This is a genomic window from Streptomyces xanthophaeus, from assembly GCF_000725805.1.
Taxonomy (GTDB): domain Bacteria; phylum Actinomycetota; class Actinomycetes; order Streptomycetales; family Streptomycetaceae; genus Streptomyces; species Streptomyces xanthophaeus.
This window is the reverse complement of the sequence record NZ_JOFT01000028.1, coordinates 134,898-150,212: the sequence shown is the minus strand read 5'-3', so window position 1 is coordinate 150,212 and position 15,315 is coordinate 134,898. Positions and strand designations below refer to the sequence as shown.

Below are 15,315 nucleotides of genomic sequence, written 5' to 3'. Positions count from 1 at the left end.
TGGCGGCATGAACTACCGCGTGCCCCAGCCCGTCCCGCAGGTCATCCTCGACGACGTCCGCGGGGCCCAGAAGATGCTGTCCGGCGTCTCCCGGGTCACCGCCATGGAGGGCAGCCGGTACCTCTCCTCGCTCACCGGGTCACCGGTCCACTTCAAGTGCGAGAACCTCCAGCGCACCGGCTCCTTCAAGCTGCGCGGGGCCTACGTGCGCATCGCGGGCCTGCGCCCCGAGCAGCGGGCCGCCGGTGTCGTGGCGGCCAGCGCGGGCAACCACGCGCAGGGCGTGGCCCTGGCCTCCTCGCTCCTCGGGGTCCGCTCGACGGTGTTCATGCCGGTCGGGGCGCCGCTGCCGAAGGTGGCCGCGACCCAGGAGTACGGCGCCGACGTGCGCATGCACGGCCAGGTCGTCGACGAGACCCTCGCCGCCGCGCAGGAGTACGCGGACCGCACCGGTGCGGTGTTCATCCACCCCTTCGACCACCACGACATCATCGCGGGCCAGGGCACGGTGGGCCTGGAGATCCTGGAGCAGTGCCCGGAGGTCCGGACGATCCTCGTCGGGATCGGCGGCGGGGGTCTCGCGGCCGGTGTCGCGGTCGCCGTGAAGGCGCTGCGGCCGGACGTACGGGTCATCGGGGTCCAGGCGGCGGGCGCGGCCGCGTACCCGCCCTCGCTGAAGGTCGGGCACCCGGTGTCGATCGACAACCCCGTCACGATGGCCGACGGGATCAAGGTGGGCCGCCCCGGCGACGTCCCCTTCAAAATCATTGGCGAGCTCCTCGACGACGTGCGTACGGTCTCCGAGGACGCGCTCTCCAGCGCCCTCCTGCTGTGCCTGGAGCGGGCCAAGATGGTGGTCGAGCCGGCCGGGTGCAGCCCGGTGGCCGCGCTGCTGAGCGAGCCCGAACTGTACGGCGGGGGACCGGTGGTGGCCGTCCTGTCCGGCGGCAACGTGGATCCGCTGCTGCTTCAGCGGATCCTGCGCCACGGCATGGCGGCGGCGGGCCGGTACCTGTCGCTGCGGCTGCGCGTGACGGACCGGCCGGGGGCCCTCGCCGGACTCCTGGCGGTGTTGTCGGTGGTGGACGCGAACGTACTGGACGTGAGCCACGTCCGGACCGACCCGAGGCTCGGGCTCACCGAGGTGGAGGTGGAGCTGCACCTGGAGACGAAGGGCCCGGAACACTGCGCGGAGGTCGCGCGTTCGCTGCACGGCGCGGGGTACAAGGTCATGGGCTAGAGCTAGAGCTAGAGCTAGAGCTAGAGCGGAACGGCCCGGGGCCGCGGCCTGCGGCCCGGTGGGAGCCCGGCAAGATCTGCGGGATCTGCGGGCTCTGCGGGCGGTCCGGAGGACCCGGACGTCTGTGCGGCGGCCTTCCCCCTAGCGGGACGCGATATAACGCGATAGCGTGCCGCCGGGCGGCGGGGGGATCCCCCGTTCGGCCGGGCGGGGCTCGTCCGGCAACCATAAGATTTGCCTACGAATGTGCCGGTTTACTGGCCCGATTCACACAGGGAGCATCCCTATGCCAGGCGCCATCTACGCCGAAGGCCTGGTCAAGACCTTCGGCGATGTACGGGCTCTGGACGGCGTGGACCTCGACGTCCCCCAAGGCACCGTCCTGGGCTTGCTCGGCCCCAACGGGGCGGGCAAGACCACGACCGTACGCGTCCTGACCACCCTCCTCCGGCCCGACAGCGGCAAGGCCGTCGTCGCCGGGATCGACGTGCTCAAGCACCCCAACGAAGTCCGTCGGGCCATCGGACTGTCCGGCCAGTTCGCCGCCGTCGACGAGTACCTGACCGGCCGTGAGAACCTCCAGATGGTCGGCCAGCTCTACCAGATGAAGGCCAAGGCCGCGAAGGCCCGGGCCGACGAACTCCTCGAACGCTTCAACCTCGCCGACGCCGCCGACCGCACCGCCAAGACCTACTCCGGCGGCATGCGCAGGCGCCTCGACCTCGCCGCCGCCCTCGTCGTCAGCCCGCCCGTGATGTTCATGGACGAGCCCACGACCGGACTCGACCCGCGCAACCGCCAGCAGCTCTGGGGGATCATCCAGGAACTGGTCGCGGGCGGCACCACCCTGCTGCTCACCACCCAGTACCTGGAGGAGGCCGACCACCTCGCGCACGACATCTGCGTGGTCGACCACGGCAAGGTCATCGCACGCGGCACGTCCGACCAGCTCAAGGCCCGTACGGGCGGCGAGCGCGTGGAGGTCGTCGTCCACGAGCGCGACCACATAGCCACCGCGCGCGAGGTCCTCGCCGGGTTCGGCAAGGGCGAGACCACGTTCGAGGAGCACACCCGCAAGCTCACCGTGCCCGTGGCGGGCGGCGCCAAGCTGCTCGCCGAGGTCATCCGCGAACTGGACGGCCGCGGCATCGAGATCGACGACATCGGCCTGCGCCGGCCCACCCTCGACGACGTGTTCATCTCCCTGACCGGCCACGCGGCCGAGCGCGCCGAGGAGAACGGCGAGGCGCCGCAGGACGTCGACGGAGACGGCCAGGACAGGAACAAGGACAAGGGCAAGGGCCGCAAGGCGCGTAAGGAGACGGCCAAGTGACCATCACCTCCCCGAACCCGAGCCCGGCCCCGGACCTCGCTGCGCCGCGGCCGCGCGGCGGCGTCGTCCAGGGCGTCAACGACTCCCTGGTGATCGCGAAGCGGAACCTCATCCGCATGTCGCGCATCCCCGAGATGATCATCTTCGGTGTGATCCAGCCCGTGATGTTCGTCGTGCTGTTCAGCTACGTCTTCGGCGGCTCGATCAGCGTCGACGGCAACACCTCGCCCGCCGCCTACCGCGAGTTCCTGATGGCCGGCATCTTCGCCCAGACCGTCACCTTCGCCACGGCCGGAGCGGGCGCGGGCATCGCGGACGACATGCACAAGGGCCTGATCGACCGCTTCCGCTCACTGCCGATGGCCCGCGGCGCGGTCCTCACCGGCCGCACCCTCGCCGACCTCGTCCAGACCACGCTCACCCTCGTCGTCCTGGCGGTCGTGGCCCTGCTCGTCGGCTGGCGCACCCACACCAGCGTCGGCGAGGTCCTCGCGGGCTTCGGCCTGCTGCTCCTGCTCGGCTACGCCTTCTCCTGGATCGGCGCGCTGATCGGCCTGTCGGTGCGCACCCCGGAGGCGGCCACCTCGGGCGGTCTGATCTGGCTCTTCCCGCTCACGTTCATCTCGAACGCCTTCGTCCCCTCCGACAACATGCCGACGTTCCTGCGGCACATCGCGGAGTGGAACCCCTTCAGCGCCACCGTCCAGGCGGCCCGCGGGCTGTTCGGCAACTTCCCGCCGGGATACGAGGCCCCGGCGGCCTGGCCGATGCAGCACCCGATCATCGCGTCCCTGATCTGGTCGCTGCTGATCGTCGTGGTCTTCCGCACCCTGTCGGTGCGCAAGTACCGCTCGGCGACCGCATAGCCCCGGGGGAGCAGCCCCCACGCACGATGCCCGGCCGGATGGGATCCGGCCGGGCATCGTGCGTGTGCGGGTGGGACCGTCAGCCGGTGAAGGGCTTGACGTCGAGGATCTTGACCGAGGCCTTCTTGCCGTTCGGCAGCTCGTACTGGGCGTCCTCGCCGATGGCCTTGCCCATCACTCCGGTACCCAGCGGGGACTGCGGGGAGTACGTCTCGAAGTCCGAGGAGGCGTACTCGCGGGAGGCCAGCAGGAACTCCATGGTGTCGCTCTCGTCGCCGTCGAAGGCGATCTTGACCAGCGTGCCGGGGGCGACGACGCCCTCGGACGCGGGCGCGGTGCCGACCTTGGCGTTCTCCAGCAGCTGCGTCAGCTGGCGGACGCGGAGCTCCTGCTTGCCCTGCTCCTCCTTGGCCGCGTGGTAACCGCCGTTCTCGCGCAGGTCGCCCTCCTCGCGGGCGGCTGCGATCTTCGTGGCGATCTCCGTGCGTGCGGGACCAGAGAGGTAGTCCAGCTCTGCCTTCAGCTGGTCGTACGCCGCCTGGGTCAGCCAGGTGACGCTTTCGCTCGTCTGGGTCACGGGTGCTCCTCGTCGGTACAGGGGACTACATAGCCGCCAGCGGCGGACGAAACCACGAGCCTAACAATTCGGGAAGAAAAGGGGGAGGACCCGCGGGCCTCGTAGCTCCCGGCCACGTCCCGGACCGTGCTCGTCCCGCAGCCGGACGGCACCGTTCCTGCACGTCCGGCGGCTGTCGCCGCCGCCCGGACGGATCAGGCAGCGGGCTTGCAGCCGATCAGTTCGATCATCGTGGCGCGGCTGGTCGTCTTCAGCGAGACCATCTCGTCCACCCGGGCCTGCGGCTGCGCGAAGCTGAAGTCGGCGCGGCCCACCTCGCCGTGCTCCTCGTCCTGGGAGCTCAGGGTGCACACCCCGGTGACCGAGGAGTCCTTGCGGACCTCCAGGTGGACCTTCACCTCGCTGTCCGAGACCACCTGGAACTTGATCACCTCGGCGCTGACCTCCTGGCCCGCGATGTAGTCCCAGCCGATCCAGCCGACCATGCCCAGCAGCAGGGCGCCCAGCACCGAACCGACGATCTTGAGCTTGCGGTCGGCGCGCTCGTCCGCCGACCGGCCGTAACGGCCTTCGGGAAGGCCTTCGCGTACCGCGCTCATCGATCGTTCCTTCCGACAGGGAGGGGCCCGGATCCGTGTGGACCCACCCCTGGAATTTTCCGTCCCCCGATTCGGTCACTATAGAAGTCGCCCGCCGCGCCGAATTGCAGAGGATCCCGTCTTGACCGAGCAGCTTCGACTGATGGCCGTCCATGCCCACCCCGACGACGAGTCGAGCAAGGGCGCGGCCACCATGGCCAAGTACGTGTCCGAGGGGGTGCCCGTGCTGGTCGTGACCTGCACCGGCGGCGAGCGCGGCTCGGTCCTGAACCCCAAGCTCCAGGGCGACAAGTACATCGAGGAGAACATCCACGAGGTCCGCGCCAAGGAGATGGACGAGGCCCGCGAGATCCTCGGCATCGAGCAGGAGTGGCTCGGGTACGTCGACTCCGGCCTCCCCGAGGGCGACCCGCTGCCCCCGCTGCCCCAGGGCTGCTTCGCCCTGGCGGACGTGGACGAGGCCGCCGGCGAGCTGGTGAAGAAGATCCGCGCCTTCAAGCCGCAGGTCATCACCACCTACGACGAGAACGGCGGCTACCCGCACCCCGACCACATCATGACCCACAAGATCTCCATGGTGGCCTTCGACGGTGCGGCCGACACCCAGAAGTTCCCCGAGGCCGAGTTCGGCCCGGCCTACCAGCCGCAGAAGCTCTACTACAACCAGGGCTTCAACAAGCCGCGCACCGTCGCCCTGCACGAGGCGCTCCTCGCGCGCGGCATGGAGTCCCCGTACGGGGAGTGGCTGGAGCGGTGGAAGGAGTTCGAGCGCACCGAGCGCACGCTGACCACGCACGTGCACTGCGCCGACTTCTTCGAGATCCGTGACAAGGCGCTGGTGGCGCACGCCACGCAGATCGACCCGGACGGCGGCTGGTTCCGCGTGCCGATGGAGGTCCAGAAGGAGGTCTGGCCCACGGAGGAGTACGAGCTGGCGAAGTCGCACGTCGACACTTCCCTCCCCGAGTCCGACCTCTTCGCGGGCATCCGGGAGAATGCGTAGCTATGAGCGCTACGCAGGCAGCACTGAACGAGCTCCTTCCGCTGGCAGGGGACACCTTCGACAAGAACAAGGTGACCCCGGGAGTCCTGGGTTTCCTCGTGTTCGCGGCCCTCGCCCTCGGCGTGTGGGGCCTGATGAAGTCCATGAGCCGGCACATGGGCCGGGTGAACTTCCAGGAGGCCCCGGAGCCGACCGCCCCCGCCGGCCGCGCCGCGGACGGCACCCGGGCCCCGTAGGACCCCTCGTGTGACGGCCGCCCCGGACCGTGCGAAACGGCAGGGCGGCCGTTTCTGCGCGTGTTCTCCGCGCTTCGGGGCGTGCATGATCATCGGATGACCGCCTACCCGCACGACTTCGAGCCCGTCTTCGCACCCCTGCGCGGCAGGCGGGCGATCGACGTGCGCCGCGCCGGATGGCTCGACCATGACGAGGGCTGGCCGCGGGCGGTCCCCCTGGCCGGCCCCGTCTACCTGGTGGTGGAGGACGGGGCGGGCGCCGTGGGCTGGATCCGCTTCGAGTCGCTGGGCGGCCACGGACAGCTGGGCATCCGCGAGGTCGACCGGCCCGGCTTCCCGGCCGTGCTCGACCCCGAGGACGACGAGTTCGTCCTGCTGTCCTGCGGCGACCAGCACCTCGACGAACCGCAGGGCGTCGTCGGCGTCCGCTACCTCCTCAACCGGGAGTCGGACCTCGCGGCCGGTACGGTGCGCGCCCTGGAGATCGAGTTCGAGTACGGGACGCGGCTCCTCCTGGACCCCGGCCATTACTGGGGCATCAGCCTCCGCGGCGCCGGCGCGCACGAGAAGCTCCGGTCGAGCCTGGAGGAGCCCCCCTCGGCCCACGGCCCCGTCGAGGAACACACCTGGACGGCGTGACCGCTCCGACCGACCGCCCGGCCGGGCGGGCCGACGCGCGGCGGGAGGCCCACTGCTGGCGGCTCACGGCGGGAGGCCCGCGGCGGGAGGCCCGCGGCGGGAGGCCCACGGCGGGCGGCCCACGGTGGGCGGCCCACGGCTGAGGCTCACGCCGTGCGTCACGCGAGCGCGGCTCGCCCCGGGCGCCTGAGGGGCGGCCGGCTCGCCGGGGTGGCCTCACGGCGGGCGGCCCACCGCCGTCGGCTCTCCGCAGAGGCCTCAGGGCTGGCGACCCGCCGCAGTCGTCCCAGGGCGGCCGCCCACGGCGGGCGGCTCGCGGGCGGCTTGCCGGTGCCGGCGGCAGCCCACTGCGGGCGGCTCAGGACGGGCGGGGTGGGGTCGGGACGCCCATGACCTCGCGGGAGTGGAGGCCCGGGACCAGGCCCAGACGCCACGCCTGCCAGCCCTCCGAAGGGTCCACCCCCCGGCCCAGCACCACCCCGTACGTCTCCAGGCAGTCCTCAAGGCGCCCCTCGCGCGCCGGATGCGGCGCCTGCGCCAGCCGCGCCAGCTCCGCCCGCGCCTCCTCCGGGGCCCCGGGGACCGCGTACGGCAGCAGCGTGCACCGCAGGAAGCGGGCCCAGTCCTCCCCGCGCCGGTCCCCGTAGGAGATGAACAGCCGCACCGCCTCCTCGCACAGCCCCAGCGCCTGCGAGACCTTCGCGTTGCCCGCGTCCACCACCGCCAGCTCCAGGCAGGTCCACGCCTCGCCGTGGGCCAGGCCGATCCGCCGGAAGTCCGCCCGCGCGTCCACCAGCAGCTGCCGCGCGAAGCCGGAGTTGCGCAGGTTGCCCGTCTGCGCCGCCCGCTGGTCCCGGGTGACCCGGCCCGAGTGGTGCCGCGCGTGCGCCAGCCCGTAGACGTCCCGCATCCGCGAGAACATCGTCCGGGCCCGCTCCAGCTCCCGTACCGCCTGGTCGCGCTCGCCACCCTCCTCCAGCGCCTGCCCGAGGTAGTACAGCGTCCACGCCTCGCCGCGCGCGTCCTCCGCCTCCCGGTGCCGGGCCAGCGCCTCGCGCAGCCGCTCCACCGCCGGCCCCGGATCCCCGTCCACCACCCGGGCCCGGCCCAGCTGGGTCAGCGCCCACGCCTCGCCGCGGTCGTCGCGCGTGCGCCCGTACAGGTCCAGGGCCCGGCGCAGCTCCACCTCCGCCTTCGCGACCGAGCCCAGCCGCAGGTACACCTGGCCCAGCTGGAAGTGCGCCCAGGCCTCCCCGTGGACGCTCTCGTTCTCCCGGTGCAGCTCCAGCGAGCGGTCCAGCAGCGCCGTCGCCTCGCCCAGGTGCGCCAGGTCCCGCTCCACCGCCGCCAGCGCGTGCAGCCCCCACGCCCGGTCGCCCGCCAGCTCCGCCGGCTCCTGGAGGACGAGCGCCTCCCGGATCCGGGCCGCCGCCTCCGGCAGGTTCCCCTGGTGGTGCAGGGTGATCCCGAGCGAGATGAGCGCCATCGCCGCGCCCGCCTCCTGCTGCGCCTCCTTGTACTGGTCCACCACCGACGTCAGGGTGGTCCGCGCCTTGTCCAGCTCGCCCAGCTGCCGCGCGGCGATACCGGTGCGCCAGCGCACCGACCGCACCAGCCGCCCCTGCTGGCCCCCGCCGTCCCGCCCGGCCGCGCCGTCACCGCCCACGGCGGACGCGGATGCGGCCGCGACCGCCTGCGTCAGCTCGTCGATCTCACCGAGCCGGTACAGGTCGCCGCGCAGCAGGCAGAAGTCGCACAGTGCCCCCAGCAGGTCCAGCACCGCCTGCTGGTCGACGCCCTCCGAGTGCCGCAGCGCCGCCGTGATGAAGCTCGACTCGTCGTCCAGCCAGCGCAGCGCCGCGTCCAGGGAGGTGAACCCGTGGCCGCCGAACTGGTCCGCGCGCGTCGACATCTTCCCGTCGACCATCCGGATCACCGCGTCGGCCAGCTGCGCGTAGGTGCGGATCAGCCGCCCGTGCGCCGCCGCGGCCTCCGCCCGGTCCTCCTCGTCCGCGAGCCGCGCCGCCGCGTACGCACGCACCGCGTCGTGCATCCGGAACCGCTGCCCGCGCACCCGCTCGATCAGCCCGGCCTCCCACAGCTCCTCCAGGGTCCGCAGGGCCGCCTGTTCCGGTACGTCGGCCAGTGCGGCGGCCGCCGCACCGCCGAGGGAGGCCCGCCCGGCCAGCGGGAGCCGCCGCAGCAGCTGCCGCGCGGGCCCGGCCAGGCCCGCGTCGGCCGCGCGCAGCGCACGCTCGACCGGGTGACCGGCCCCGGTCTCCGCCAGGGCTTCCGCTCCGGCTGCCGCCAGGGCTTCCGCTCCGGGAGCCGTGCCCGCGCGGGCCAGCGGGGCCAGCATCCGCAGCGCGAGCGGCAGCCCGCCGGCCGCCTCCGCCACCGCCACCGCGTCGAGCACGGCGGCGGCCCCGGCGGGTGTGCCGGCGCCGTCCGCGCCCGGAGCGCCCGCGCCGGGAGCGCCCGCGCCGGGAGCGCCCGGGCCCCGAAGCAGCTCCGCCGCGTCTGCCTCCGCGAGCCGCTCCACCGGCAGCTGGTGCACCCACGCCGCCAGGTCCGCGGGGAGCTCCAGCGGCTCCCGGGCCGTCACCAGCACCAGGCTCTCGGACCGCTCCGGCACCAGCTGCCGCACCTGCGCCGGATCCGCCGCATCGTCCAGCACCACCGTCACCGGCAGCCCCAGCAGGTGCTGGTGGTACAGCTCGCCCAGCCTGCGCACCTGCTGCTCCGCCGAAGCGCCCTCGCGGAACAGCAACTGCTCGCGGGGCGCGCCCAGCCGGTTCAGCAGGTGCAGCAGCGCCTCCCGCGTCGACAGCGGAGCCTCCACACTCGGGGCCCGCAGCCCCCGCCCGGCCGGGACCGCCCCCGGGTCGCCGCCCCGCAGGTCCACCACGCAGGCGCCCCGGAACTGGTCCCGCAGCGCATGCGCCGCCCGCAGGGCCAGCGCCGTGCGGCCCGACCCAGGCTCGCCGTGCAGGACCACCACCACCGGGCGGGTCTCCGTACTGGCCCGGGCCGCCTGCACCCACTGCGCGATCCGGGTCAGTTCCGCACGCCGGCCCACGAACGGCCCGGCAGGGTCCGGGAGCTGGCCGAAGGACTGCTCCAGCACGCTGCGCCGCCGGGCCTCCGCACTGCGGTCCGCGCCGCGCAACTGCGCCGACGGGGTCCGGGCCTTGCCCAGGTGGGAGGGCCGGGCCGTCCGTGCGGCGGCCGTCACCGCACGCTGCTGTTCGAGGAAGGGCCGGATCCCGCGTACCTCCAGCGCCGACAGCCACTGCAGTTTCAGCTGTTCGGCGCCGCCCGGCCGGCCCTGCTCCCCGGCCCGCCGGTTCGCGGCCGGCAGGTGCAGGGCCGTCACCTTCGCCACCGTGGCCGCCGCCCCCGCGACGCCCGCCACGGCACCGGCGGTCAGCGCCGTACCCGCCGCGACACCGAGCGCCAGGTCCGCCCCCACGGCGGCCGCCGCGGCGACCGCCGTCACCAGCAGGGCCGTGGAGGCGCTGTTGCGGCGGAAGGCCTGGCCCAGGGACTCGTTCCCGGCCGCCGCCTCGTCCAGGGCCCGCACGTACGCCTCGTACTCCGGTGCGGCGCTCGCCGCGAGGGCGTCCAGTGCCTCCTTGCCGCGGGCCAGCAGGGCCTCCCGGTCACCGGGCGTCACCGGTGCACCCGCCGCGCCCGCCCCTCGCCGGCCCTCCTCCGCCACGGCCCGGGCCAACAGGCGCTCGGCCTCACTGCGATGGCTGTCCCGCATCGGCATCCCCCTCGGAGAGCTCCGGCAACGAGCCACAAGTGTCCTGCGGGACGCTCATGAGCGCGAGGGAATCTGAGCTACTTCAGAGGGAAGCGGTCAAGGTCGTACAGTCGGGACACACACTTCCAAGTGGCCTGGACCGAGGGGAACATGACGGTACGAGAGATGGCGCAGCCGACCGCCGCCCGCGCCCGCACACCGGCGTGAGCGCCGCCCGCCGACGGGGCGCCGCCGCGGCGGCCCTCTGCACGGCCGCGGCCCTGCTGCTCTCCCTACCCGGATGCGCCCCGGAACGCCCCGCCAAGGGCTTCGTGCTCCGCTACGAACGGCCCGCGCCCGCCGACGAGGAGGCCGCCCGCTTCCTGAAGGACCGGGCCCTGCCCGAGTCCGCCCTCGCCGACCTCAACGCCTACCTCGACCTGCCCCACCGGGTCACCGTCCTCGCCCGCTCCTGCGCCGGCGAGGGCACCGGCTACGACCCCGCCGAGCAGCGCATCGAGCTCTGCTACGACGACCTGGCCGAGGAACGCGAACTCTTCGAACGCGCCCGGTCCGCACGCCCCGACGAGGACCTCGCCGCCGTCGTACGCGAGACCGTCCACCACGAGGCGGGCCACGCCCTCGTGGACGCCCTCGACCTCCCGGACGCGGGGGAGCGGGCCGAGGAGGACGCCGCCGACCGCTTCGCCCAGCTGATGCTCCTGCGCGGCCACCCGGAGGGCGAGGACACCCTGCTGACCGCCGCCCGCGCCTACGACCTGGCGGCCGCGGCCGACCCCGAGCCCGACCCGACGGACGAACACGCCCCCGCCGCCGCCCGCGCCGAAGCGCACCGCTGCGCGGTCTACGGCCGGGCCCCGGCCCGCCACCCGGACCTGGCCACCCCCGCCCGCGAGGGCTGCGCCGCCACGTGGACCCGCACCCACACCGCCTGGACCACCGACCTGTCCCCGCTCCTTCGGCGCTGATCCGCGGCCCGGAAGGGGGCTCCGTGAACCACGAGTGGATAGTGCCTCACTTCGGGAAAGCCCATGTCCGAGATCCATGCCTTCCGTACCTTTTTCCTTGAAGGAGGAGGGGGTTGCAGTGCGCGAGGATCACACGACACTGGTCGGTCTGGGGCTCGGCCAAGAGGCGCTGGAGGCCATGGGGCTGGACAAGCCGGCCACGGCGGAGCCGTCGAAGCTCATGGACGCCTATCTGCGGCGGAGCAACAAGAAGGAGGACCTGGCCACCCTGCGGGGGCATCTGCGGGACCTGGCGCGCTGGGCGCGGGCGGAGGGGCTGCAGATCCGGCACGTCTGGTTCGAACAGCTTTCGGCATCCAAGACCTACGTACGGCGGCAGGAGTTCGAGAAGGCCACACAAGCCGTCATGGACGGCAGGTCCAAGACGCTCGGGGTGTGGAAGACGGACCGCTTCGACCGGCGGGGCATGGGAGCCGTAGGCCGGATGCTCGACGAGTTCGACCGCCGGCAGTCCCGACTCGTGTCCGTGTCCGAGGGGCTGGACTCGTCCAAGGGCGGACGCATCGTCTTCGCCATCCTGAGCGAGCGTGCCCGGGAAGAGGCGAAGGACATCGCGAAGCGCGTCAAGGCGGGCCACGACGCGCACAAGGCGGAAGGGCGACGCGGAACGGGTAGGCCGCCGTTCGGGCTCCGCAGCACTCCGGGAAGCGGCACGGTCGAACACCACGGGGACGAGTACGACACGGCCCGTCGGCTCGCGGACCTGTTGCTGGACAAGAAGACGACGAAGGACACGGCGCACAAGCTCAACGAGGAGGGTCGCCGGACCCGGAGCGGGGCCACCTGGTCACCCACGGCCGTGAGCAAGCTCGCCCAGTCCCCCTTGTTCGCCGGCATGGTGCCGATCCGGCGGCGCAAGACGGACGGGCACGGCAACCCCCTGGACAGCTGGGAGGGTTACGGAGAGCCCTTGCGCAATGAAAGGGGCGAGATCGTCATGTGCGGCGAGGGAGTCGTGACCCCCGCGGAGTGGTTCAGGATCAAGGCACTGATCGCCGAGCGGACCGATGACCGCTGGGCGAAGGGGAAGCCGGAAGCGAAGTACCTCGGTACGGGCAGCTACCGGTGCGGGCGGATGCGGGACAAGAAGGGCTCCGGGGAGCTCGAGCGGTGCGGTGGCCCGATGAGCCACCGTGGAGGGCGCTACCGGTGCGAGGTCCGGCAGACGCGCGGCACGTCCGTCTGCGAGGGCGTCGTGACGCTCGCCGACCGGTTGGACCACGCGGTCGGACGGGCATGGGTCGATCACATCACAGGGCTGGAGCCGGATGACCCGGTGATCACGGAGATGGCCCGGCGGTGGATCGCTTTTGCGGACCCTGGGACGCAGGCGAAGAAGCGCGAGGCCCAGAGGGCGCTCGAAGCCGCACTGGAGAGAGTGAAGAAGCTCGAAGACGACTTCTATGTGTACGGGAAGATGGACGAGGAGCGCTTCGTGGAGCTGGGCGAGGGGCAGCGAGCCGTCATCGAGAGCGTGACCGCGACTCTGGAGTCCCTGGACGCCGAAGCCGACTTCACGTCGCTCCTGCAGGTCGAGCACCTCAGGGAGGCCTGGGGGAAGGCTGACATGGCGGACAAGCGCATCCTCTTGAAGTGTGCTCTAGGGAAGAACGGCATCACGGTCAGGCCGGCGTCCCGCCGGGGGGACCACACCCCGATTCTCGAGCGGATCGACTTCGACTGGCTCTCGAAGAGGGCGGAAGCTGCCGAAAGGTGAATCGGTCGTCTCGGGAGGCCGTGCGTCCGTTCCGTCTGGCGGCCTTACCCTCGTGGCGCCTGGGCGGGGCGTTGCGGGGTGCGTAAGGATGTGTGCATGTCCAACCGACTTGCGCAGGCCACGTCCCCCTACCTCCTCCAGCATGCGGACAATCCCGTGGACTGGTGGCCGTGGGAGCCGGCGGCTTTCGAGGAGGCCCGTCGGCGCGATGTGCCCGTGTTCCTGAGCGTCGGCTATAGCGCGTGTCACTGGTGCCATGTGATGGCGCACGAGTCCTTCGAGGACGAGCTGACGGCCGCATACATGAACGAACACTTCGTCAACATCAAGGTGGACCGTGAGGAGCGGCCGGATGTCGACGCCGTCTACATGGAGGCGGTGCAGATGGCGACCGGCCAAGGCGGCTGGCCCATGTCTGTTTTCATGTCGGCCGAAGGGGAGCCCTTCTACTTCGGTACCTACTTCCCTCCCGAGCCCCGGCACGGGATGGCTTCGTTCATGCAGGTGCTCGAAGGCGTACGGACCGCCTGGGCCGGCCGACGCGAGGAGGTGGCCGAGGTCGCGCAGAAGATCACCCGTGACCTGGCCGGCCGCGCACTCGGGGCGGGGGGCTCGGAGCTGCCGACCGCCGAGTCCCAGAGCAACGCCCTGCTCCAGCTGACCAGGGAATACGACCCGTCGAGCGGTTGGTTCGGGGGAGGCGACACGAAGTTCCCGCCGAGCATGGTCGTTGAGTTCCTGCTCCGCCACCACGCCCGGACCGGCTCCGAGGCCGCCAGGGAGATGGCCGAAGGCGCCTGCGAAGCCATGGTGCGATCGAGCCTGTTCGACCAGGTGGGAGGCGGGTTCCACCGCTACGTGCTGCGCCCCGAGCCCAATGGGACCTTGGTACCCCACTTCGAGAAGATGCTCTATGACAATGCATTGCTGTGCCGGGTGTACGCGCACCTGTGGCGGGCCACCGGGTCGGATCTCGCGCGGCGGGTGGCCCTGGAGACGGCCGACTTCATGGTCCGGGAACTGCGCACGGACCAGGGCGGCTTCGCCTCCGCCCTCGACGCGGACAGTGAGGACCCGCTGACCGGGAAGCACGTCGAGGGGGCGTACTACGCCTGGACCCCCGCCCAGTTGCGCGAGGTGCTCGGGGAGGCGGAAGGGGAGCTGGCCGCCGCCTGCTTCGGGGTGACCGAGGAGGGCACCTTCGAGCACGGCACGTCCGTGCTCCAACTGCCCGAGGACGGGCCGGGGGCGGACGCGGACGCGGACGCCGGGCGGCTCGCGGGGATCAAGGAGCGCCTGCTCGCCGCGCGGGCGCAGCGGCCGGCGCCCGGGCGGGACGACAAGATCGTCGCCGCGTGGAACGGGCTGGCCATCGCGGCGCTCGCCGAGTGCGGGGCGTACTTCGAGCGGCCCGACCTCGTCGAGCGGGCCACCGAGGCCGCCGACCTGCTGGTCAGGGTGCACATGGACGGGCGGGCCCGGCTGGCGCGGACCAGCAGGGACGGCCAGGTCGGTGCGAACGCGGGGGTGCTGGAGGACTACGGCGACGTGGCCGAGGGCTTCCTGGCGCTGGCCTCCGTGACCGGGGAGGGGGTCTGGCTGGAGTTCGCCGGTTTCCTCGTGGACCTGGTCCTGGACCGGTTCACCGCCGAGGACGGTTCGCTCTACGACACCGCACACGACGCCGAGCAGCTGATCAGGCGGCCGCAGGACCCCACTGACACCGCGGCCCCCTCGGGCTGGACGGCGGCTGCGGGCGCCCTGCTGTCGTACGCCGCGCACACCGGATCGGAGGCCCACCGCACGGCCGCCGAGCGGGCGCTCGGGGTGGTGCACGCCCTGGGTCCGCGCGCCCCGCGCTTCATCGGGCACGGGCTGGCGGTCGCCGAGGCGCTCCTCGACGGGCCGCGGGAGGTCGCGGTCGTGGGTCATCCGGAGGACGAGGCGCGGGCCGTGCTGCACCGGACCGCGTTGCTGGGGACGGCTCCTGGGGCGGTGGTGGCGGTCGGTCTTCCGCGTGCGGAGGACGGCAGTGGCGGTGAGTTCCCCCTCCTGACCGAGCGCACTCTCGTGCGCGACCTTCCCACGGCGTACGTGTGTCGACATTTCGTCTGCGCGCGGCCTACGACCGACCCGGTCGAGCTGGCAGAGCAGTTGGGCACGGTTCGCCCCTGAAAGGGGCGGAGTAGCGTCAATTCCGGTTGATATGGCGTGCGTTCAGAAACGTACTTTTTATCTCCACTGCGCCTGAGTGTCATGTTCAGTGTCTAGTCTCATGGCTTCGGGAGTCACCGAGACGGCGCGCTGG

General features: G+C 72.4%; 12 protein-coding genes. 9 read left to right on the top strand and 3 right to left on the bottom strand.

Annotation, left to right across the window (positions count from 1 at the left end; genetic code table 11):
- The first annotated feature begins 7 nt into the window (after positions 1–7).
- From ilvA to IO30_RS0118825, 3 genes are all read left to right on the top strand, one after another.
- Entirely contained in the window at positions 8–1,240 is a 1,233-nt protein-coding gene (ilvA, locus tag IO30_RS0118835) for a threonine ammonia-lyase (RefSeq protein ID WP_031144548.1), read from the top strand.
- Between the two features lie 286 nt (positions 1,241–1,526).
- A complete protein-coding gene (locus IO30_RS0118830; protein WP_031144546.1) occupies positions 1,527–2,573 on the top strand; it encodes a daunorubicin resistance protein DrrA family ABC transporter ATP-binding protein in 1,047 nt (348 codons plus the stop codon).
- Complete coding sequence (locus IO30_RS0118825; RefSeq protein ID WP_202205102.1) at positions 2,570–3,439, top strand: ABC transporter permease; 870 nt, start codon at positions 2,570–2,572, stop codon at positions 3,437–3,439. Before IO30_RS0118830 ends, IO30_RS0118825 begins: the two co-directional genes overlap by 4 nt.
- 79 nt (positions 3,440–3,518) lie before the next feature.
- On the opposite strand, the gene greA is transcribed toward IO30_RS0118825, so the two are convergent.
- Both greA and IO30_RS0118815 read right to left on the bottom strand, forming a co-directional pair.
- Entirely contained in the window at positions 3,519–4,016 is a 498-nt protein-coding gene (gene greA / locus IO30_RS0118820) for a transcription elongation factor GreA (RefSeq protein WP_031144541.1), read from the bottom strand.
- 194 nt (positions 4,017–4,210) lie between these two features.
- A complete protein-coding gene (locus IO30_RS0118815) occupies positions 4,211–4,615 on the bottom strand; it encodes a DUF4307 domain-containing protein (protein ID WP_031144539.1) in 405 nt (134 codons plus the stop codon).
- Between the two features lie 121 nt (positions 4,616–4,736).
- Between IO30_RS0118815 and mca the strand changes: the two genes are divergently transcribed.
- From mca to IO30_RS0118800, 3 genes are all read left to right on the top strand, one after another.
- Positions 4,737–5,618, top strand: a complete 882-nt coding sequence (gene mca / locus IO30_RS0118810; protein ID WP_031144537.1) for a mycothiol conjugate amidase Mca — start codon at positions 4,737–4,739, stop codon at positions 5,616–5,618.
- A 2-nt stretch (positions 5,619–5,620) separates the two neighbouring features.
- On the top strand, positions 5,621–5,854 hold the full coding sequence (locus IO30_RS0118805) for a hypothetical protein (protein ID WP_031144535.1): 234 nt from the start codon (positions 5,621–5,623) through the stop codon (positions 5,852–5,854).
- A 96-nt stretch (positions 5,855–5,950) separates the two neighbouring features.
- Positions 5,951–6,493: a hypothetical protein gene (locus tag IO30_RS0118800; RefSeq protein WP_031144533.1), complete on the top strand. Its 543-nt coding sequence runs from the start codon at positions 5,951–5,953 to the stop codon at positions 6,491–6,493.
- A 358-nt stretch (positions 6,494–6,851) separates the two neighbouring features.
- On the opposite strand, the gene IO30_RS0118795 is transcribed toward IO30_RS0118800, so the two are convergent.
- Positions 6,852–10,262 (bottom strand): tetratricopeptide repeat protein, encoded by a 3,411-nt coding sequence (locus IO30_RS0118795; RefSeq protein WP_202205101.1) that lies wholly within the window; start codon positions 10,260–10,262, stop codon positions 6,852–6,854.
- 203 nt (positions 10,263–10,465) lie between these two features.
- Here IO30_RS0118795 and IO30_RS42045 point away from each other — a divergent pair, with 203 nt between their 5' ends.
- From IO30_RS42045 to IO30_RS0118780, 3 genes are all read left to right on the top strand, one after another.
- On the top strand, positions 10,466–11,230 hold the full coding sequence (locus tag IO30_RS42045) for a DUF4344 domain-containing metallopeptidase (RefSeq protein WP_051902401.1): 765 nt from the start codon (positions 10,466–10,468) through the stop codon (positions 11,228–11,230).
- Between the two features lie 118 nt (positions 11,231–11,348).
- Positions 11,349–13,007 carry a recombinase family protein gene (locus IO30_RS0118785; protein WP_031144529.1) on the top strand — a complete coding sequence of 553 codons (1,659 nt, stop codon included), beginning with the start codon at positions 11,349–11,351 and terminating at the stop codon, positions 13,005–13,007.
- A 96-nt stretch (positions 13,008–13,103) separates the two neighbouring features.
- Positions 13,104–15,182 carry a thioredoxin domain-containing protein gene (locus tag IO30_RS0118780; RefSeq protein WP_031144528.1) on the top strand — a complete coding sequence of 693 codons (2,079 nt, stop codon included), beginning with the start codon at positions 13,104–13,106 and terminating at the stop codon, positions 15,180–15,182.
- The last annotated feature ends 133 nt before the right edge of the window (positions 15,183–15,315 follow it).

Excerpts from the sequence above, each read along its gene's own strand:
- IO30_RS0118795 (WP_202205101.1), bottom strand. The coding sequence starts at position 10,262 with ATGCGGGACAGCCATCGCAGTGAGGCCGAGCGCCTGTTGGCCCGGGCC.
- IO30_RS0118805 (WP_031144535.1), top strand. The coding sequence starts at position 5,621 with ATGAGCGCTACGCAGGCAGCACTGAACGAGCTCCTTCCGCTGGCAGGG.
- IO30_RS0118830 (WP_031144546.1), top strand. The coding sequence starts at position 1,527 with ATGCCAGGCGCCATCTACGCCGAAGGCCTGGTCAAGACCTTCGGCGAT.
- IO30_RS0118800 (WP_031144533.1), top strand. The coding sequence starts at position 5,951 with ATGACCGCCTACCCGCACGACTTCGAGCCCGTCTTCGCACCCCTGCGC.
- IO30_RS0118815 (WP_031144539.1), bottom strand. The coding sequence starts at position 4,615 with ATGAGCGCGGTACGCGAAGGCCTTCCCGAAGGCCGTTACGGCCGGTCG.
- ilvA (WP_031144548.1), top strand. The coding sequence starts at position 8 with ATGAACTACCGCGTGCCCCAGCCCGTCCCGCAGGTCATCCTCGACGAC.
- IO30_RS0118780 (WP_031144528.1), top strand. The coding sequence starts at position 13,104 with ATGTCCAACCGACTTGCGCAGGCCACGTCCCCCTACCTCCTCCAGCAT.